Raw genomic sequence first — 19,222 nt, 5'->3', positions numbered from 1 at the left:
GGTGAACCAGGACAACCGATCCGGCGAAACGCAGTTGATCCGGGTGTTCTCAGGAAACCAATGAAGGGGAACCTCCCATGATGAAGAAGGCTGTGGCTGCCGCGGCTGTCACCGCGTCCCTGGTCGGTATTGCGGCGGCGGCGGCTCCGCAGGCCCTGGCGGTCGGCAACGACGGCGGTACGACCTCCGAGAGCGGCAACAACGCGGAGCAGGCGTACGGCAACTCCGCCACGTACGGCAACATGAGCCCGCAGATGGCGCTCATCCAGGGCTCGCTGAACAAGCCCTGTGTCGGCCTGCCGGCCAAGGCCAACCTCGGCTCGCTCGTCGGTGTCGTGCCGGTCTCCGTCCAGGACATCCCCGTCCTGTCGGCCCCGCAGAACCAGCAGTGCGTCGAGAACTCGACCCAGGCCAAGGGTGACGAGCCGCTGTCGCACGTGCTGGACGACATCCCGGTGCTGTCGGGCAACGGAGCCGGCAACCACTGACGGACCGCACAGCATGATTGGGCCGCCCTGTGGGGCGGCCCAATTTTCGTTATTCGTCGCTGGGCCAGCAGTCGCGGGAGGCCGTGTCACTCCACTCGGCGTCGAACTGGTCAGGAAGCATCCGTCCCGTCGCACGCCATTCGTCCACGAGGGACGAGTAAATGGGTGACGAGGACGGAGTGTCGGGGGATGTCCTGCTGCTCGGAATCAACGCCTGTCGGCGCCAGCGCTCTGGATTGGCTCCCATGTCGTTGCCTCTTGCTGTCTAGCGGTTGATTGCGTTCTCCATACCGCCCGGGCAGTTGAGGCCAATCCTCTTGTGAGGCAGAAGAGTTACTTTTCCCCGCCATGGCGCGGGCCGCCGGGGAATAAAAGCTTATGTGCCTACTCTCGTCATGCACTTACCCCTCCGCAGTGGAGTGTCTTGATGAGGAACGTCTTTCTTCGTGCCGGCCGCAGAGGGGTCGCGCTCGGCGCGCTGGCCCTCGGGCTCCTGACATTTTCGAGCGTCGCCATCGGGCAGGCCGCGGACTCGCTTCCGAAGCAGGTCGATGTCTTCGGCGGCCTCGGTGCCCGTCCCGCGGACGGGAGCGGAACCAACATTCTCCTGATGGGAACGGACGGGCGCGACACCATCACCCGCTCGGAGAAGGAGAAGTTCCACGCCGGCGGAGTCGCCTGCAACTGCAGCGACACCATGATGCTGGTCCACCTCTCGGAGCAGCACGACCGCGTCAGCGTGGTGAGCCTGCCCCGGGACTCCTACGCGGAGATTCCCGAGCACGACGCCGGCGACGGCACCGTACGGGAAAGGCACCCGGCCAAGATCAACGCCGCGTACGCGGAGGGGGGACCGACGCTCGCCGTGCAGACGGTCGAGTCCATGACCGGTGTGCGTATCGATCACTACCTGCAGATCGACTTCCGCCGGTTCATGGACAGCGTCAATGCTGTCGACGGGGTGACGGTGTGCACGTCGCGCAGGCTGTCGGACTCCGCCACGAAGCTGAATCTCGGCCCGGGGCGGCACCACCTGGCGGGAGGGCCCGCTCTGCAATACGTGCGGTCGCGCCATGTCGACACGAGCGCGGATCTGGGACGCGTCCAGAGGCAACAGCGTTTCCTGGTCAACGCATTGCGGGGTGCCGGAATGCGCACGGCCCTCTCCGATCCGTCGAAGGCCGCCGGGCTGGCGAGGACGGTGCTGGGTTCGGCCTCGGTCGACCAGGGCTTCTCCGTGAACGACCTCGTTTCACTGGCGCGCGATCTGAATCGGATCCCGCTTTCCAGGACGGAGTTCGGCACGGTTCCCATCGACGGGTTCAATCCGCTGATCGAGAACGTCGGTTCGACGCTGCGCTGGGACCAAGGCAAAGCCGAGCAGCTTTTCTCGCGGATTCAGGAAGACCGGCCCGTGACGGAACCCGGGTCGCACACCGAACCGCTTGATCCGCCGCGCCTGAACGTCCAGACGTTCGTGCATGGCGACAAACTGGCCTGCAAATGACCTGAACAGCACTGGTCCGAACGGGTCTTGGTTCGCAACCGCCCGATTCCCGGGTCAGTTGAACAAACGCGAACTCGCATCCGGAGTTCGCTCGATGAAGGGAAGTCTCATGAAGAAGCTGTGGGCAACCGCAACGATCGCTGTCTCCGTCGCCGGTATGTCGGCGATCGCCGCTCCCCAGGCGCTGGCCACGGGTGACGACGGCGGTACCACCTCGCTCAGCGGCAACGGCGCGGAGCAGGCGTACGGCAACTCCGAGACCCACGGCGACATGAGCCCGCAGCTCGGCCTCGTGCAGGGCTCGCTGAACAAGCCGTGTGTCGGCCTGCCGGCCAAGGTCAACGCCGGTTCCCTCGTCGGTGTCGTGCCGGTCGCGGTCCAGGACATCCCCGTCCTGTCGGCCCCGCAGAACCAGCAGTGCGTCGAGAACTCGACGCAGGCCAAGGGCGACGAGCCGCTGTCGCACATCCTGGAGGACATCCCGGTTCTCTCGGCGAACGGCGCCGAGAACCACTGAAGGAGCAGAGGGGCAGTTGCGGGGTGCGGCTGCCCCTCTGTCGTGTCCGGTTCCAGGGTGCAGCGAGGGCGGTCGACCATCTGGTCGACCGCCCTCGCTGCACCCTGGAACTACTGGACCGACGGCACCACGTTGGTGACCGGCGCCACCAGATCCGTGACCTGGTGCAGCTCGTTCAGCCGGTTGAGGCCGGAGAGCTGCGAAGCGGTGGTGGGCATGTCGGCGCGGTGATCGGCCGGGATCGCCATGGTCGAGACCGAGTCGAGCGTCGAGGTCGGAGAGATCGGCTCGCTCCCCTCACCGGCCAGCGGAATCGGAGCGGCTCCTGCCGTCGGCATGGCGATCGCGGTGGCTCCGACGGCAAGCAGGACCGCGGTAATGGCTCGTCGAGTTGACTTCATGCCTCTACAACGGCGCGGAACGCAGGGCAGATACGGGAGCCCCGGAGCACCCACTCGACAGGTCTAAGGGGCCGGCCGCCCCTCATCGCTCTCACTCGCTTGACCTCAAGCGGACTTGAGGGTTCATCGTCGTCCCACGACGTGCTCGGCGCGGAGCGTCCGAGCCCAAGGAGGGGCGTGTCATGTTCGCTGTGATCTACCGGTGGCGGTTGCACGAGGGCAAGGAGGAGCAGTTCGCGGCCGGTTGGCACCGGGTGACCCTCGCGATTCGCGCGCACTGCGGCAGCTACGGATCACGCCTGCACCGAGCGGACGACGGTACCTGGGTGGCGTACGCGCGTTGGCCCGACGCCGCCACGCGCGAGGCGAGCCCGGACGTCGACCCCGAAGGGGTGGCCATGATGCGCGAGGCGATCAGTGAGTCCTTCCCCGCCGTCCGGTGCGAGGTGACGGACGACCTTCTCGCGGAACCCCAAGTCAGGTCCTAGGGCCTGAACCCGCCCGCAGGAGTACCGTTGAGGCACCGAGGGCAGTTCGCACTCCGGCATCCGCGCGGGTCTTCGGAACCGCCGAGTCGGGCCGCGCCCGAGCGACCGTGAGGGGACCGCGAAGGGAGTCCGGATGGCCGAGGTGTATCTGCGCCGACTCACCCGGTGGCAGGCCGAGCAGCAGCGTGAGGCGTTCGCCGACGTGTACGTCTCGGCGTACCACGGCGCCGCCGGGGCCGAGTACCGGGACCGGATCGGATTTCTGCGCCGGTTCGAGCAGCACGTGCGCCACGACGGTTTCGACATGACCGTCGCCGACGCGCCCGATCTCGTCGGCTGCGCCTACGGGTTCCGGCTGGAGCGCGACGGGGCGTGGTGGGCCGATTTCCCCGTCGAGGTGACGTCGCAGACGGAGGAACTCACCGCGTCCGGAAGGGTGTTCGCGCTCACCGAGCTGATGGTGCTGCCCGAGCACCGTCGCAGCGGTGTCGCGACCCGTCTCGGCGACCTCCTGCTCTCCCGGCATTCCCAGGACCTGGTGGTGGCCGGTGTGGACGAGAGGAGGTGCTCGGCCGGGATCCGCGAGCTGCTCCGGGCATGGGGCTGGAAGGAACTGCCCGTCACGGGTCCGGTCGCGGAGGTCCGCGGCCGGGAGGTGTGGGCCCGCGGGCCTGTCCGGTGAGCCCTACGCCGCGGCGAGAGGACCCCGTCGTCACTCCGACGTGAGGGACTCGGCTCTCGCCCCACGTCACGTCACCCGTTCGGCGCAGCAATAGTCGCTGCCCGTACCCGCCCCGCATTGCATGGAGCGAGCGGCCCGACGGCCGCCCGTTCTGTGAAGGGGGGCGTGACGGATGGCGGCGGTACCGGGGCGCGCGCTCGTGTCGAAGGCGCGCGGCCGGCTCGGGCGGCCCCGGAAGGCGGACGTCGCGGCGGGTGCCGTGACGGGCCTGTTCTCCATTCCGGAGGGGATGGCGTACGCGGCGATCGCCGGGTTCAACCCGGTGGCCGGTCTGTACGCGGGTGTCGTGCCCGCGATCGTCGGCTCGCTGACCTCCCGCACGGTCCTCATGGTCACGACGCTGACCAGTGCCATCGCCCTGACCTCGCAGAGCGTGCTGAGCGACGCCGGACTCGATCCGAAGGACGCGGGCAATGTCGCGACGCTGACCCTGATGGTCGGCGTCGTGATGCTGCTGATGGGCGTACTGCGGCTCGGCGCGGTGATGAGCTTCGTGTCGAACGCGGTGATGACCGGCTTCTCCACGGGCATCGCCCTGCAGATCATCACGGGCGTCCTGAAGGACGCCACCGGCTACAAGCCGCAGGGACACAACAAGCTCTACCAACTCGGCGACTGGCTGGCCCACTTGGGCGACTGGAAGGGCGCGGCCACCGCGGTCGCCGGCGTGACGGTGGCGGTGTGGGCCGCCGCCCGGTGCGTCCGGCGGCTCGAACCCGTGGCCCTGCTCCTTGCCATGGTCGTCGCGAGCGTCGGCGTGGCCGCGCTCTCCGTCGACGTAGAACTCGTGCGGGACATCGCCCGCATCCCCGGCGCGCTGCCGTCCTTCTCCGCGCCCGACCCCGGGGCCGTGCCGGCGCTGCTTGCCGGGGCGTTCTCGGTGGCGCTCGTCGCGCTCGCGCAGGCCGCGGGCATCGCGCCGTCCATGCCGAACCCGGACGGCTCCCGCTCCGACGTCAACGGCGACTTCCGTTCCCAGGGGTACGCGAACGCGCTGGGCGGGCTGTTCCAGGCGCTGCCCAGCGGCGGCTCGCTGTCGCGTACCGGTGTCGCGGTCAGCGCGGGTGCGCGCACGCGCTGGGCCGGGGTGATCTCCGGTGTGTTCCTCGCGCTGGTGGTCCTGGTGTGCGGCTCGCTCGCCGAGCGGATCCCCATGCCGGTCATCGGCGGCCTGATCCTGGTGGTCGGCGGCGAGCTGATCTGGGGCAAGCGGCACGACATCCGGCTCGTGCTGCGCACGTCGTGGCTGTCGTCGGCGGCGATGGTGGTCACGTTCCTGGCGACCACCCAGCTGCCGCTCCAACAGGCCATCGTCATCGGGGCCGTCCTTTCGCTGCTGCTGTTCTGTGTGCAGGCGGCGCGGCAGACCCGGCTCGTCGCCCTGCACCGGGAGACGGGCGGCGGCCACTGGCGCACCGGCGACCCGCCGCGCCGCCTGCCGCCCGGCGAGGTCACCGTCCTCGACTACGCGGGCACCTCGCTCTTCGCCGAGCTGCCGCGCGTGGAGGCCGAACTGCCCGACGTCCACGGGGCCCGTGACGCCGTGCTGGTCCTGGTGGTGCGCACGCTGCCCGATGTGCCGTCGTCGGCGGTGATCAAGTCCCTCGACCGGTACGCCCGGTCGCTGTCCGACGAGGGCGGGCGGCTGGTCCTGGCCGGGGTGCAGCCGCCGCTGGCCCGCCTCCTGGAGGTCTCGGGCCTGGCCGAACGGCTCGGCGAGGGCGGTGTCGTACCGGCGCAGCCCGAGATCTTCGCGCCGGTGGAGCGGGCCGTCGCCGAGGGCCGCGCCTGGATCACGGAGCACGAGCGGGCCGCGGACACCGCCGACACCGACCTCGGTACGAGGAGCCGCCCCGAGCTTCCCTGACCGTCCCCGCCCGACGTGCGATCACCTCCGAGCCGCCCGATGCTGGGACGGACCGGCGCCGCCGCGTCGGCCGGATCCGAACCGACCGACCCGTGAAACGGAGCGCCAGATGACCGCCGCCCTCCCCTTCGACGACACCACCGACTTCGAGAACGCCGACCGGGGCTTCATCGACGCCCTCGTGCCCGCGGTCGTGAGGGGCGCCGACGGGCAGGTGGTCTACGACAACGACGCCTACGACTTCCTCCAGGGCGACTGCCCCGACACCGCGCACCCCAGCCTGTGGCGCCAGGGCCAGCTCTGCGCCCGCCAGGGCCTGTACGAGGTCACCGAGGGCGTCTACCAGATCCGCGGCCTGGACCTGTCGAACATGACGCTCGTCGAGGGCGAGCGCGGCGTCATCGTCGTCGACCCGCTGCTGAGCGTGGAGACGGCCGCCGCGGGCCTGGCCCTGTACCGGCGGCACCGCGGCGACCGCCAGGTCACCGGCCTCATCTACACGCACTCCCACGGCGACCACTTCGGCGGCTCCCGCGGCGTCCTGCCCCGCGGCACCGAGCAGGACGTGCCGATCCTCGCCCCGGCCGGCTTCCTGGAGCACGCGGTCAGCGAGAACGTGTACGCGGGCAACGCCATGACCCGCCGCGCGATCTTCATGTACGGCGACCGGCTGCCGAAGTCGCCCGAGGGCCAGATCAGCGCGGGCCTCGGCATGACGACCTCGAACGGCACGATCAGCCTCGTCCCGCCGACCCTGGACATCACGCACACCGGCCAGGAGGAGACGATCGACGGCGTCCGCATCGTCTTCCAGCTCACCCCGGGCACCGAGGCGCCCGCCGAGATGAACTTCCTCTTCCCGGAGAAGCGGGCCCTGTGCCTGGCCGAGAACGCCACGCACAACATGCACAACATCCTGACCCTGCGCGGCGCCGTGGTCCGCGACGCCCGCGTCTGGTCCCGGTACCTCGACGAGGCCATCGAGTACTTCGACGGCGCCTACGACGTCGCGTTCGCCTCCCACCACTGGCCGACCTGGGGCCACGACAACGTCGTCGCGTTCCTCGCCACCCAGCGGGACCTGTACGCGTACATGCACGACCAGACGCTGCGGATGCTGAACAACGGCCTGACCGCCCCGGAGATCGCCGAGGAGATCCAGCTGCCGCCCGCCCTGGAGAACTCCTGGCACGCGCGCGGCTACTACGGCTCCCTCTCCCACAACGTCAAGGCGATCTACCAGCGCTACCTCGGCTGGTTCGACGGCAACATCGCCCATCTGTGGGAGCACCCCCCGGTCCAACTCGCGCAGCGCTACGTGGAGTTGGCGGGCGGCGCCGACGAGGCCCTGACCAAGGCGCGTACGTACGTCGACGACGGCGACCTGCGTTTCGCGGCCACGCTCCTCAACCACATCGTCTTCGCCGAGCCGTCCCGCACGGACGCGAAGGAACTCCTCGCGCAGGTCTACGAGAAGCTCGGCCACGGGGCCGAGAACGGGACCTGGCGCAACTTCTACCTGACCTCCGCGATGGAACTGCGCCAGGGCGTGAACCCCATCGTCATCGACACCACCAACCCCGAGATGGCGATGGCCCTCACCACGGACATGCTCCTGGACTCCGTCGCCGCGCGGATCGACGGCCCGCGCGCCTGGGACGAGGACCTGACCGTCGACCTCGTCCTCACCGACGAGAACACCCGGCACCGTCTCACCCTGCACAACGGCGCCCTCACCCACCGCGCGACGGCCGCGGCCAGGACCCCCGCACAGCTGACGCTCACGCTCACGAAGCCCCAACTCCTGGGCGTACTCGCCGGAAAGGGCCTCGACGGCGTGACCACGGACGGCGACCCGAAGGTGCTGGCCACCCTCTTCTCCCACGTCACCGAACCCGACAAGGCCTTCCCGGTCGTCACGCCCTGACGACCGGTCCGCCGGCCTCCGGGGGCGGGGCCGGCGGGCGGCTCACCGATCGCGGTCCCACCGCCGGACCTCGCGGCGGCGCCGGCCCTCACGCTCCCTGGCGTAGCGGCGGTCCCAGCGGGCGCGGCGGTCCCGCTGGTCGCGGTAGGCCCGGTACTCGGGGTCGTAGACGCCCCCGGTGCGTCCGTAGCGGAAAGCGCCGAAGATGACGACGATGGCCGCCACCCACCACAGGGCGTTGAGGAATCCGAGACCGATCAGGGCGACAGCCAGAAGAAGAAGCAGGGCGAACACGACCGGCCCCCTCACGTCGGAGTGGTCGAAGCGCTGCCGGGGACCGGGGCCGCCCCTCCAATGTAGGACTCCCCGAGCCGGGCGGATACGGCCCGGCGTATCCGCGGCGCACCCGCTCGTGATTGTTCGTCCGCGGGCGCATCCGACCCGCGCACAGCTTCTGAAGCCCTGGTGAGGGGAGCGGACCCGAGTGCACGGCGGCAGAGCCGTGCCGCCCGCTCCACGAGTCGAGGCGAGGGGCCGGGGTGGGCGTCATCGGAGGGGACCGGGAGGCGGGTCGGCTGCCGCGCGAGACGACGAGCTTCGTCGGACGGGAGGCCGAACTGATCGAGGTGTGCGCCCTGTTGGGGGACGCGCGCCTGGTGACCCTGACCGGGGTGGGCGGGGTCGGCAAGACCCGGCTCGCGCTGCGCGCCGCCCACGAGCTGCGGTCCCGCTACCCGGACGGGGTGTGGCTGGTGGAGCTCGCGCCGCTGCACCGGGGCGAGTTGCTGCCGCTCGGCATCCTGGAGACGCTGCGGATCGAGGACCGGTCGACGCGGCCCGCGCTGGAGGTACTGGCCGAACGGCTGGCGGACAAGCGGCTGTTGCTCCTCCTCGACACCTGCGAACACGTCCTGGACGTCTGCGGGCCCGTCGTCGAGTCGCTGCTGGCGGCGGCCCCCGGTCTGAGCGTCCTCGCGACCAGCCGCCAGCCGATCGGCCTCTTCGGCGAACGCGTCGTCACGGTCGCCCCGCTGCCGGTTCTGGGCGCCCGCGGTACCCGGGATGCTCAGGACGCCACGGCCCTGTTCGCGCAGCGGGCCGCCGCAGCCGTGCCGGGGTTCACCGTGGCGGAGGGCGACCGGGAGACCGTCGTCGACGTCTGCCGCCGCCTCGACGGCATCCCGCTCGCCGTCGAACTCGCCGCGGCCCACCTCGCCCGGCTTCCCCTGGACACGCTGCACCAGCGGCTGCGGGACCGGTTCGAGCTGCTGACCGCCGCCGCTGCCTCCGCCGCCGACCCGCTCACCGGAGACTTCCGGCACCGCGCCCTGCGCACCACCATCGGCTGGAGCCACGAGCTGTGCACCCCGCTGGAACGACTCCTGTGGGCCCGCCTGTCGGTCTTCCCCGGCAGCTTCGACCTGGCCGCCGCGCGCGAGATCTGCGCCGGGGGACCGCTGCGGGCCGAGGACGTCCCGGCCGTGCTCGCGGGGCTGGTGGCGAAGTCCCTGGTCAGGCGGGAGCCGGCGGCAGGGGGAGCGGAGCGCTGGGGGTTCCTCGACACCGTCCGGGAGTACGGGGCGGGCTGGCTCGCCGAGCTCGGGGAGACCGACGGGCTGCGCCGCAGGCACCGGGACCGCTGTCTGGCCCTGGCCCGGGCGGCCGACGCGCGCTGGATGAGCCCCGACCAGGTGGCCCGGTACGCGCGCACGGTCGCCGAGCACGCCGACTTCCGGGCCGCGCCGGACATCTGCCTGTCCACCGAGGGCGAGGGACACAGCGCCCTCGAACTGAGCGGCGCCCTGTGGTTCCTCTGGTTCGCCTTCGGCCACACCCGCGAGGGACGCCACTACCTGGAACGCGTCCTGGAGCGCTGCCCGACCGCCGGGCCCAGCCGCAGCCCGGCCGTGTGGGCCTGTGGCGCGGTGGCCGTGCAGCAGGGCGACGGCGCCACGGTGGCCGCGCTGGCCCGCACCTTCCGCGCGGACGCCGAGGCCGTCGGCACCCCGGCGATGCTGAACGCGCTGGCCTTCCTCGACGGCGTGGCCCTGCTGCTGGACGGCGAACCGGCCAAGGCCGCCGCGGTCTTCGACGCCGCGCCGTACGCCGAGGAGCACGACGCGGGGCAGCCCACGGCCCACACGGCGGGCCGCCTGCTGATCTGGGGTGCCCGCACCCTCGTCCTGATCCAGCTCGGCGAGCTGGAGGCCGCCGCGCGGCTCAGCGAGGCCGCGTACCGGGCGTGCGCCGATTACGGGGAGCGGTGGCTGCTCTCCTCCGCCGAGCTGCTGCGGGCCGTGGTGGCGCTCGCCCGGGGCCGCTCCGGCGAGTCGGTCGGGCACGCCCGCTCGGCGCTGCGCGGCAAGTTCGTCTTCCACGACCGGCACGGCCTCGCCCGGACCGTCGACCTGCTCGCCTCGGGCCTGTGCGCCACCGGCCGGCCCGCGGAGGCGGCCCGGCTGCTCGGCGTCGGCCAGCGCCTGTGGGAGACCGTCGGGCGCCCGCGGTCGGGCCTCCCCGAGTTCGTGATGCCCCGCCAGGCGTGCGAACGACAGGCGCGGCGGGACCTGGGCGACGCGGCGTACGAGACGAACTTCCTGCGGGGCAGGGGCCTTTGCCTGGCGGACGGCATCGCGTACGCGCTGAGCGGCGGCGTGTGAAGGAGGGGCGGCCCGTCGCCGGTACCGCATCACGCGATCGGCCACGGAGGCCGGACCCGCCGGGGCACCCTGTGGATCACCTGACCCACCGCGACCCGTACCCGGGAGACCCGCATGACCACGATCGGCATCATCCTCGGCAGCACCCGACCCGGCCGCGTCGGGCCGCAGATCGGGGAGTGGGTCGAGAAGGCGGCCAGGGAACGGGCGGACGTGAGCGTCGAGCTCGTCGACATAGCCGAGTACGCGCTGCCGCTGTTCGACGAGCCGCGCTCGCCGCGCATGGGGGACTACGAGCACGAGCACACCCGCGCCTGGGCGGCCAGGATCGACGCGCTGGACGGGTTCGTCTTCGTCACGCCCGAGTACAACCGGTCGATCCCCGCCGCGCTGAAGAACGCCATCGACTTCGTCTACAACGAGTGGAACAACAAGGCCGCCGGCTTCATCGGCTACGGCAGCAACGTCGGCGGGGCCCGCGCCGTCGACCACCTGCGGCACATCGCCGGGGCGGTCCAGCTGTCGGCCGTGCACACCCAGCTGCACCTGTCGCTGCAGACCGACTTCGAGCGGTACACCACGTTCGCGCCCGCCGAACGGCACGAGGCCGCGCTGCGCCAACTGCTCACCGAGGTGATCACCCTGACCGAGGCGCTGGCACCGATGCGCCGGGGCTGAACAGGGCACGCGCGGGGGCGGTGCCGCCGGCTCTCTTCCGAACCGGGGCACCTGGGCTGTGGCACGTCCTAGGCCGTGCCCCCACTTGGCCGCCGGGTACCCCTGGTGCCCTTGGTATGCCCCCTCGGCGCGACTTGTCGGGACCGGTCGGGAGCGATCGGCACATGACTCAGTGTCAACAATATTGCGCTCAGGACGGTTCTCATCATTCTCGGACGCGTCACAGGTCACGCCCACGTCCCTGACGGTCCCCGTCCCTACGGTCCGTGTTCATGACGGGAAGCCACCGAGACAGGTCCCTCACCCGGCGCCGCGCGAGGGCCGTGACCGGCGGCGCGGTCGGCGCGGGCGGGCGGGCTCGCCGGGTGCCAGGCGTTCGCGGACGACAAGACGTACCTGCGCGGCACGGAACGCTCCGCCCGACATGCCGGGGCGCGCGCGGCGAGGCGCGGGCCGGGTTGCCCCACGTACGACGGGCTCTGGAGGTGTCGCACGGCGCACGGGGGGACGCGGCGCGGGGTGTGCTGGGGGCCGGCGGAGCGTCAAGTACGGCCGGGGCGGCGGCACTTGGGGTACCGGGGGCGGATCTGCGGGCGCGCGGGTGGGCGGCGCGGGGCGGTGCCGCACTCATGGCGGGGGTGCTGTTCCTGCGTTCCGGCGGAACTTCCGGGCCTCTCCGCTAGTTTCTACGCTGTTGTAGAAATAACTGGCCGGCACGAAGGACGGAGCACACCCGTGGCCCTGTGGGACCGCATCAAGGAATCCGCGTCGACGATGCAGACGCAGCTGGTGGCGAAGAAGAACGACCTGAAGTCCGGCGCCTTCCGCGACGCCTCCATGGCGATGTGCGCCCTGGTCGCCGCGGCCGACGGCACGATCGACCCCTCGGAGCGGCGCCGCGTCGCGCAGCTGATCACCTCCAACGAGGTGCTGCAGAACTTCCCGGCGGACGACCTCCAGCGCCGCTTCGACGACAACCTGAACAAGCTGACCGCGGACTTCGACTTCGGCAAGGTCGGTGTCCTCCAGGAGATCGCCAAGGCGAAGAAGAAGGAGAACGAGGCGCGCGCCGTGATCCAGATCGGCATCGTCATCGGCGGCGCCGACGGAGACTTCGACGCCACCGAGCGGGCCGCCGTCCGCGAGGCCTGCCAGATGCTCGGCCTCGCCCCGCACGAGTTCGACCTGTAGTTCGCCCTGTAGTTCGCCCTGGAGGGCGCGCTCGCTCCCGACCGGCGCAACAGATCCTGCGCCGGTCGCCCACAGGGGTCAGGCTGCCAGTGACCGAACCGGAGGCGGAGGTAGGGCATGGCAGCGGCGAGTTCCCCACGACCCCTGTGGGTGCGACGCGTTCTTCTGGGGGCTCTGCTCCCTCTTCTGACCCTGAGCGGCACGGCCTGCGGCTCCTCGGACGTCTCCGACGCCGGCGCCGCCGCGGCCCCGGCGACCCGCTCCCCCGACCAGCCCTTCACCCACCCCGGTGCGCTGGTCAGCAAGGCCCAGCTGGCCGCCGCCCGCGACCACGTCGCCCGCAAGCAGGAGCCGTGGCTGTCGGCGTACAAGGCGATGAGCACCAGCAAGTACGCGGCGGCGGACTACACGCCCAAGGCGTACGCGACCGTCGAGTGCCCGCCCGACACCCGCCCCGGACAGGGCTGCGTCGAGGAGCGCGAGGACGCCATCGCCGCGTACACCCAGGCCCTGCTCTGGAACATCACCGGCGACAGGGCCCACGCCACCAAGGCCGTGCAGATCATGGACGCATGGTCGGACAAGGTGAAGCGGCACACCGAGGGCAACGCGGGCCTCCAGACCGCCTGGGCCGGCACCTCCTGGGCGAAGGCCGCCGAGCTGATGCAGTACACGTACGACGGCTGGCCGGACGGCGAGGAGCTGAAGTTCCAGCGGATGCTGCGCGAGGTGTACCTGCCCGTGGTGCGGCCCGGATCCGCCGACTTCAACGGCAACTGGGACCTCGTCATGGCGGACGCCACCATGAACATGGCGGTCTACCTCAACGACCACGCGGCCTTCGACAAGGCCGCCCACCACTTCCGCACCCGCGTCCCCGCGTACTTCTACCTCTCCTCCGACGGGCCGCTGCCGGTGACGCCGGAGGGCAGCGACATCAACACCCCGGCGAAGCTGCGCACGTACTGGTTCGGGCAGTCCACCTTCAAGGACGGCCTCGCCCAGGAGACCTGCCGCAACTTCAAGCACGCCAGCTACTCGCTGGCCGCCGCCGCGCACATCGCCGAGACCGCCTGGCACCAGGGCGTCGACCTGTACGGCGAGGTGAAGGACCGGCTCGCGGCGGCCCTCGAGTTCCACTCCAGGTACCAGCTGGGGGAGAAGCCCCCGTCCTGGCTGTGCGGCGGGAAGGTGCAGCGGGACATGGGACCCGACACCGAGGTCGGGCTCAGCCACCTCCAGGGCCGGCTGAAGATGGATCTTCCGCAGACCGAGAAGCTGACCCGCGAGGAGCGCCCCGAGGGGACCGACGACCTGTTCGTGGCCTGGGAAACCCTGACCCACGCGTGGTCCGCGTGAACCGATTCGCGTTCCGTCCCCCCGATGGCGTAGAGTCAGGTTCACCGACGCGGGGTGGAGCAGCTCGGTAGCTCGCTGGGCTCATAACCCAGAGGTCGCAGGTTCAAATCCTGTCCCCGCTACTGAAGGCCGAGGCCGGAATCTTCCGAGATTCCGGCCTCGGTTTTTTTGCGTGCGCTCTTCGTGGCGCCACCCGTCCGGCCCACACCGGTAGCCCTCGCACCGGTCCCCGGGAACCCTTGGTGAGACGCCAGAGACCGGGCGCGGACGCGGCAGGAGACGAGCGGTGGGGAAGCGAGGAGGACGGCACGGATGCGCGGCGAACGCCGGGGCCACCCGGTGGTTCCTGCGGCTGCTGCCGCCGCTGCTGATCCTGTGCGGCGGCTGCTACGAGTACGTGACCCCGGCCGGGTTCTCCGGCGCCCCCCTGTTCAGCGCGGCGCCCCTGGTGGCCGCACCGTTCTTCTCGCTGCGCAGCACGCTGCTGGCCGGGCTCGGGTCGATCGTCACGATCCTGCTCGTGCACTTCCGGTACACCCAGCGGGTCGGCACCGACACCATCACGGAGATGGCCACCGTGACGACGGTGTGCCTCATCGCCTGTTTCATCAACCGGCTCGTGCGGCGCGGCAACGAACAGCTCGACTCCGCACGGCGGATCGCCCAGGCCGCGCAGTTCGCCGTCCTGCCCGAACCGGCCGACCGGATCGGGGGCCTCGCCATCGCGGCGCGCTACGAGGCCGCGCAGGCCGGCGCGTTCATCGGCGGTGACCTGTACGCGGTCCAGGACACCCCGTACGGCGTACGGATCGTCGTCGGGGACGTGCGGGGCAAGGGCATGGGCGCGGTCTCGGCCGTGGCCGTCGTCATCGGCGCGTTCCGGGAGGCCGCCGAGCAGGAGGGCAGCCTGGAGGCGGTCGCCCTGCGCCTGGAGCGGGCGCTCGCCCGCGAGGGCACCCGGCGCGACGGCATCGACGACTTCGAGGGCTTCACCACCGCCGTGCTCGCCGAGATCCCGCACGGCACCGGCACGGTCCGCGTGCTGAACCGCGGCCACCCCGAGCCGATCCTGCTGCTCGGTGACGGCACCGTGCGGATGATTCACCCCGAGGAGGCCGCGCTGCCGCTCGGCATGGCCGAACTCGGCGCCTGGCCGGACCGGGCCACCGAGGCGGAGTTCCCGCCCGCGGCCACGCTGCTGCTCTACACCGACGGACTCTCCGAGGCCCGCGACGAGCAGGGCGTCTTCTACGATCCGGCGGCGCGGCTCTCCGGGCGCATCTTCCCCGGGCCGGAGGAACTCCTCGCCGCGCTCGCCGCCGAGGTGCGCGGGCACACCGGGGGCGGCGCGACGGACGACATGGCGCTCCTCGCCCTGCGCCGGCCGTCACTCTCCGCAGAGCCCCCGGATAACAATTGACGAACCGTCAGGAAAGTGGCTGGTTCACACGGTCGGTCAAGTCGACCCGTTCCGGCCGTTCTTGACCCGATAAATCCTGGCCAAAGTCGTGAACGATCAGTAGGAACAGCTTGGAATTCTTGTCGGCTGTCTATTAACGTTCGATAACGCAGCGCGGTCGTCCCAGCCGTCACAAGCGACGGCTCCGCGCGCACACGCCTAATCCCGCAAGGGAGCCGGGGAACCACCAACTTGGGGTGAATCAGGCATGGTTCGCGCGTCTTCGGACGCCCGGGCGGTGCTTGTAGGAGACCTTCCTGCTCCGAACCCGTCAGCTAACCCGGTAGGCGAGAAGGAAGGAAAGGAGAGCGCCCCCGTGGCGTCGAACCGGCCTGCCCCCGAGTTCTCCTACCCGTCGAACGACGAGTTCGGCCCCGACCAGGAGACCTGGGAGGAGTGGAATCCCACCGAGGAGTCCGTCCGCCCCGTCCGCGGCAGGCACCGCGTGGCCCGGCAGCGCGGAGGTCTCGCGCGCAGCTCCACCGTTCTGGGCGTCGGCGTGATCGCCGCCGTCGGCGCCGGCGGCATCGCCACCGCGCAGGGCGGCAAGCCCGCCGTCCACATCTCCATGCCCGATCTGCCCGGCCTGTCTTCCGTCAAGGACTCGCTGCCCGAGGCCACGTCGCTGCCCGGCGTGGGCGCCCTCATATCCGACGACTCCGGTTCCGACACCGCCACGGCGTCGGCCGCCCCGCTCACCACCGTGGGCAACGGCACCTCGGACGCCGGTGAGGCGCTGCGCACCCGGATACTCGCCCAGGCCGAGACCCAGCAGGACGCCGCCGACGCGTCGGCGCAGCAGGCCGCCCAGGACGCCGCCGCGAAGAAGGCCGCCGAAGAGGCCGCCGCCAAGCAGGACGCGGCCGAGAAGAAGGAAGCCGCCGCGAAGAAGAAGGCGGAGGAGGAGGCCAAGAAGAAGGCCGAGGCCGAGCGCCTCGCCGAACTGGCCAAGAGCTACAAGCTCCCCGTCGCCTCCTACACGGTCACCGGCACCTTCGGTCAGCCCGGTGCCATGTGGTCCTCCGGCTACCACACGGGCCTGGACTTCGCTGCTTCCACGGGTACCCCGATCTACGCCATCCACTCCGGCACCGTCACCGAGGCCGGCTGGGCGGGCGCGTACGGCTACCGCACGATCATCACCCTCGACGACGGCACCGAGCTGTGGTTCTGCCACCAGTCGTCGCTCAACGTCAGCGCCGGCCAGAAGGTCAGCACCGGCGACGTCATCGGCCGCGTGGGCGCCACCGGCAATGTCACCGGGCCGCACCTGCACCTGGAGGTCCACCCCGGCGGCGACGCCACCGGGATCGACCCGGCGGCGTGGCTGCGCGGCAAGGGCCTCACTCCCTGAGCCTTCGAGGCTCCCCCGAGCCTCACAGGCTTTCCTCTGAACACCGGCGGTCCTGACGGCAACCCCCCGACGTCAGGGCTGCCGGTTTTGCCCGATCTTGATGCGTGCGCCAAGGTGTCTACGGAATACCGGATTCTGTACGGGCGTTGAAGCGGAGCATGACTTCTTCTGTGCTCCGCCCGCTCGGCTCCTCCGGCCTCGACGTCTTCCCGCTCTGCCTCGGCGGCAATGTCTTCGGCTTCTCCGCCGACGAGAAGGCCTCCTTCGAGGTGCTGGACGCCTACACCGCGGCGGGCGGCAACTTCATCGACACCGCCGACTCGTACTCGGCCTGGGCGCCGGGCAACAAGGGCGGTGAGTCCGAGACCCTGATCGGCAAGTGGGCCAGGTCCCGCGGCAAGCGCGACGACGTCGTCATCGCCACCAAGGTCGGCCGCCACCCCGACTTCCTCGGCCTGCGCGGCGACAACATCAAGGCCGCGGCCGACGCCTCGCTGCGCCGCCTCGACACGGACTACATCGACCTCTACTACACGCACTTCGACGACGACGAGACGATCCCGGTCGAGGAGATCATCGGCGCGCTCGACGAGCTGGTGAAGGCCGGCAAGGTGCGTCACATCGCCGTCTCCAACATCTCGCCGGAGCGGCTGCAGGAGTCCCTCGACTTCTCCGACCGCGAGGGCCTCGCCCGCTACGTCGCCATCCAGCCGCACTACAACCTCGTGTCGCGGGACACCTACGAGGGCGCCCGCCAGGACATCGCCTCGCGCGCGGGCCTCGGCGCCGCCCCGTACTGGGCGCTCGCCTCCGGCTTCCTGACCGGCAAGTACCGGCCGGGCGTCGCGGTCGACAGCGTCCGTGCCGACAAGGCGGGCGCGCACCTGGAGACCGAGCGCGGGCAGAAGGTCCTCGCCGCGCTCGACGAGATCGCGCAGGCGCACGACGCCGAGGTCGCCACCGTCGCCCTCGCCTGGCTCGCCGCCCGGCCCACCGTGACCGCGCCGATCGCCTCCGCGCGCACGGTCGAACAGCTGCCGGCGCTGCTCGCGGTCGCGGACCTGGAACTGACGGCCGCGGAGCTGGGCCGGCTGAACGAGGCGTCGGCGTAAGCGTTCTGCGGATCCGCGGTTCTGCGGTTCTGTTTTTTGCCGGTACTGGTTCAGTACTTGTACGGGTTGTAGGTGTACGCGGGGCCCTGTGGCGGCGGTGGGCCCGCGTACGCCGGCGGCAGCCACATCGGCGCCGCGATCTGCGAGCCGTACGCGAGCGCGGCCCGCGCGTAGCCGCGCCGCTCCCACAGCTCCTTCAGGAGCTCCCGCTCCCGTACGACGAAGTCGGCGCCGGCCCGGCCCCTGCGGCCGCGGTGCCGCAGCAGGGCCAGCGACGTCGCGTACGACTCGTACTCGGCGACCGACTGGGCCGCCTGCCGGCCGCCGTAGTGCGCGGCGAACTCCCGTGCCAGGCGCCGTGCCTTGAGCGAGCCGAGGGCGAACGGCTCGGGCGGCGCGACCCACCCGGCCGCGACATAAGCGGGCAACTCCTGCCGTACGGTGCGTAGTTCACGCTGCCTCACGAACACGGCGAGCCAGGTGACGAGCCCGAACACCGGCACCATGAAGGCCGCGTACACCGCGAAGAAGCCGTACTCGCCGAGTGACGACGAGCCGTTCCAGAAGGCGTGCATGCCCATCGCGGCGAGCAGTCCGGCGAGCGGCAGCAGGATGCGGCGGACCCGGCCCCGGTCGGCCGCGGTGACCGCCGCGATGCCGAAGCCGATCCCCGTGAGGACCGTGAACAGCGGATGCGCGAACGGGGACATCACGATGCGCACGAAGAACGTGGCGGCGGTGACCGAGCTGAGGCCGGGACCCGTGCCCGCCAACTGGTCGGTGCCGAAGGCGTTCCCGAGATACAGGATGTTCTCGGTGAACGCGAAGCCGGTCGCGGTGACCCCGGCGATCACGATGCCGTCGACGACGGAGCTGAAGTCCCGTCTGCGGAAGAGGAAGACCAGCAGCACGGCCGCCGCCTTCGCCGACTCCTCGACGATCGGGGCGATGACGGTGGCGCCGAGGGTGTCTGCGCTCGTCGGGTCGGCGGTGGCGGTCTCTATCCACCGGGTCGCGAAACTGTTGGCGACGATCGCTATCAGGGCCGCCGCGCAGGCGCCCCAGGCGAAGGCGAAGACCGTGTTCCGCCACGGCCCGGGCTGCACCCGGTCCAGCCAGCGGAACGCGGATATCAGCAGCGGCACGGGGACGACGGCGAGCCCGAGCCCGACCAGGAACCCCTCGGTCCCGGTCTGCTCCCGCACCAGCGCCGCGATCACCACCCCCGACAGCGCGAGCAGCGTGGCGAGCGCCGTGACCCGCACGCCCTTCCGCTCCCACCAGCGCGGATGCGGGACCGCGCCGCCCGGGTGCGTACCGAGGGCGTGGTCCTGGTGGGGCGGGTAGGTGGGGTACGGGGCCACGTGTTGACCCTAACGAGGGATACGGTTCGCCGCGACGGGGCCTATGAGACAGGGTCCGTGCGCGGGGGCTTCGGGCCGACCGGAACCGTTTCGGCCAGAGCCGCTTCG

17 protein-coding genes, 1 tRNA gene and 1 riboswitch are annotated in these 19,222 nt (G+C 71.1%); of the genes, 15 read left to right on the top strand and 3 right to left on the bottom strand.

The features are described from left to right. Positions 1 to 77 precede the first annotated feature (77 nt). The 3 genes from B072_RS0108405 (at position 78) to B072_RS0108395 (ending at position 2,512) form a co-directional block, all read left to right on the top strand. Positions 78 to 488, top strand: coding sequence for a rodlin (locus B072_RS0108405; protein ID WP_018529500.1), 411 nt, complete (start codon positions 78 to 80; stop codon positions 486 to 488). A gap of 427 nt (positions 489 to 915) precedes the next feature. Further along, positions 916 to 1,995, top strand: coding sequence for an LCP family protein (locus B072_RS0108400; RefSeq protein WP_018529499.1), 1,080 nt, complete (start codon positions 916 to 918; stop codon positions 1,993 to 1,995). A 109-nt stretch (positions 1,996 to 2,104) separates the two neighbouring features. Next, positions 2,105 to 2,512: a rodlin gene (locus B072_RS0108395; RefSeq protein ID WP_018529498.1), complete on the top strand. Its 408-nt coding sequence runs from the start codon at positions 2,105 to 2,107 to the stop codon at positions 2,510 to 2,512. Between the two features lie 110 nt (positions 2,513 to 2,622). Here the strand turns inward: B072_RS0108395 and B072_RS0108390 are convergent, their stop codons facing one another. Then, positions 2,623 to 2,850 (bottom strand): hypothetical protein, encoded by a 228-nt coding sequence (locus tag B072_RS0108390; RefSeq protein WP_018529497.1) that lies wholly within the window; start codon positions 2,848 to 2,850, stop codon positions 2,623 to 2,625. A 245-nt stretch (positions 2,851 to 3,095) separates the two neighbouring features. Here B072_RS0108390 and B072_RS0108385 point away from each other — a divergent pair, with 245 nt between their 5' ends. The 4 genes from B072_RS0108385 (at position 3,096) to B072_RS0108370 (ending at position 7,937) form a co-directional block, all read left to right on the top strand. After that, positions 3,096 to 3,401, top strand: a complete 306-nt coding sequence (locus B072_RS0108385) for an antibiotic biosynthesis monooxygenase (protein WP_018529496.1) — start codon at positions 3,096 to 3,098, stop codon at positions 3,399 to 3,401. A 133-nt stretch (positions 3,402 to 3,534) separates the two neighbouring features. Continuing rightward, entirely contained in the window at positions 3,535 to 4,083 is a 549-nt protein-coding gene (locus B072_RS42810; RefSeq protein WP_018529495.1) for a GNAT family N-acetyltransferase, read from the top strand. A 172-nt stretch (positions 4,084 to 4,255) separates the two neighbouring features. Next, a complete protein-coding gene (locus B072_RS0108375) occupies positions 4,256 to 6,010 on the top strand; it encodes a SulP family inorganic anion transporter (RefSeq protein ID WP_018529494.1) in 1,755 nt (584 codons plus the stop codon). 109 nt (positions 6,011 to 6,119) lie between these two features. Beyond that, on the top strand, positions 6,120 to 7,937 hold the full coding sequence (locus B072_RS0108370) for an alkyl/aryl-sulfatase (RefSeq protein ID WP_018529493.1): 1,818 nt from the start codon (positions 6,120 to 6,122) through the stop codon (positions 7,935 to 7,937). A 42-nt stretch (positions 7,938 to 7,979) separates the two neighbouring features. On the opposite strand, the gene B072_RS0108365 is transcribed toward B072_RS0108370, so the two are convergent. Then, complete coding sequence (locus tag B072_RS0108365) at positions 7,980 to 8,231, bottom strand: hypothetical protein (RefSeq protein WP_018529492.1); 252 nt, start codon at positions 8,229 to 8,231, stop codon at positions 7,980 to 7,982. A 245-nt stretch (positions 8,232 to 8,476) separates the two neighbouring features. On the opposite strand from B072_RS0108365, the gene B072_RS0108360 reads away from it, so the two are divergent. The 8 genes from B072_RS0108360 (at position 8,477) to B072_RS0108325 (ending at position 17,750) form a co-directional block, all read left to right on the top strand. Continuing rightward, positions 8,477 to 10,597, top strand: coding sequence for an ATP-binding protein (locus B072_RS0108360; protein ID WP_018529491.1), 2,121 nt, complete (start codon positions 8,477 to 8,479; stop codon positions 10,595 to 10,597). Between the two features lie 114 nt (positions 10,598 to 10,711). After that, on the top strand, positions 10,712 to 11,275 hold the full coding sequence (locus tag B072_RS0108355; protein ID WP_018529490.1) for an NADPH-dependent FMN reductase: 564 nt from the start codon (positions 10,712 to 10,714) through the stop codon (positions 11,273 to 11,275). A gap of 735 nt (positions 11,276 to 12,010) precedes the next feature. Next, complete coding sequence (locus B072_RS0108350; protein WP_018529489.1) at positions 12,011 to 12,466, top strand: tellurite resistance TerB family protein; 456 nt, start codon at positions 12,011 to 12,013, stop codon at positions 12,464 to 12,466. Between the two features lie 117 nt (positions 12,467 to 12,583). Continuing rightward, complete coding sequence (locus B072_RS0108345; protein WP_051127127.1) at positions 12,584 to 13,825, top strand: alginate lyase family protein; 1,242 nt, start codon at positions 12,584 to 12,586, stop codon at positions 13,823 to 13,825. 48 nt (positions 13,826 to 13,873) lie between these two features. Then, a tRNA-Met gene (locus tag B072_RS0108340) sits at positions 13,874 to 13,947 on the top strand. 164 nt (positions 13,948 to 14,111) lie between these two features. After that, positions 14,112 to 15,245, top strand: a complete 1,134-nt coding sequence (locus B072_RS0108335) for a PP2C family protein-serine/threonine phosphatase (protein WP_018529487.1) — start codon at positions 14,112 to 14,114, stop codon at positions 15,243 to 15,245. Between the two features lie 185 nt (positions 15,246 to 15,430). Continuing rightward, a riboswitch (cyclic di-AMP (ydaO/yuaA leader) is annotated at positions 15,431 to 15,589 on the top strand. Positions 15,590 to 15,600: 11 nt separating this feature from the next. Further along, positions 15,601 to 16,638 (top strand): M23 family metallopeptidase, encoded by a 1,038-nt coding sequence (locus B072_RS0108330; RefSeq protein ID WP_018529486.1) that lies wholly within the window; start codon positions 15,601 to 15,603, stop codon positions 16,636 to 16,638. Positions 16,639 to 16,796: 158 nt separating this feature from the next. Beyond that, entirely contained in the window at positions 16,797 to 17,750 is a 954-nt protein-coding gene (locus tag B072_RS0108325) for an aldo/keto reductase (protein WP_026245580.1), read from the top strand. A gap of 50 nt (positions 17,751 to 17,800) precedes the next feature. Here B072_RS0108325 and B072_RS0108320 read toward each other — a convergent pair whose 3' ends face one another. After that, entirely contained in the window at positions 17,801 to 19,114 is a 1,314-nt protein-coding gene (locus B072_RS0108320; RefSeq protein ID WP_018529484.1) for a PrsW family glutamic-type intramembrane protease, read from the bottom strand. Between the last annotated feature and the right edge of the window lie 108 nt (positions 19,115 to 19,222).

The organism is Streptomyces sp. HmicA12 (assembly GCF_000373565.1).
Taxonomy (GTDB): Bacteria; Actinomycetota; Actinomycetes; order Streptomycetales; family Streptomycetaceae; genus Streptomyces.
Note: the sequence above shows the minus strand (reverse complement) of the source record. Positions and strands in the feature narration are given on the sequence as shown.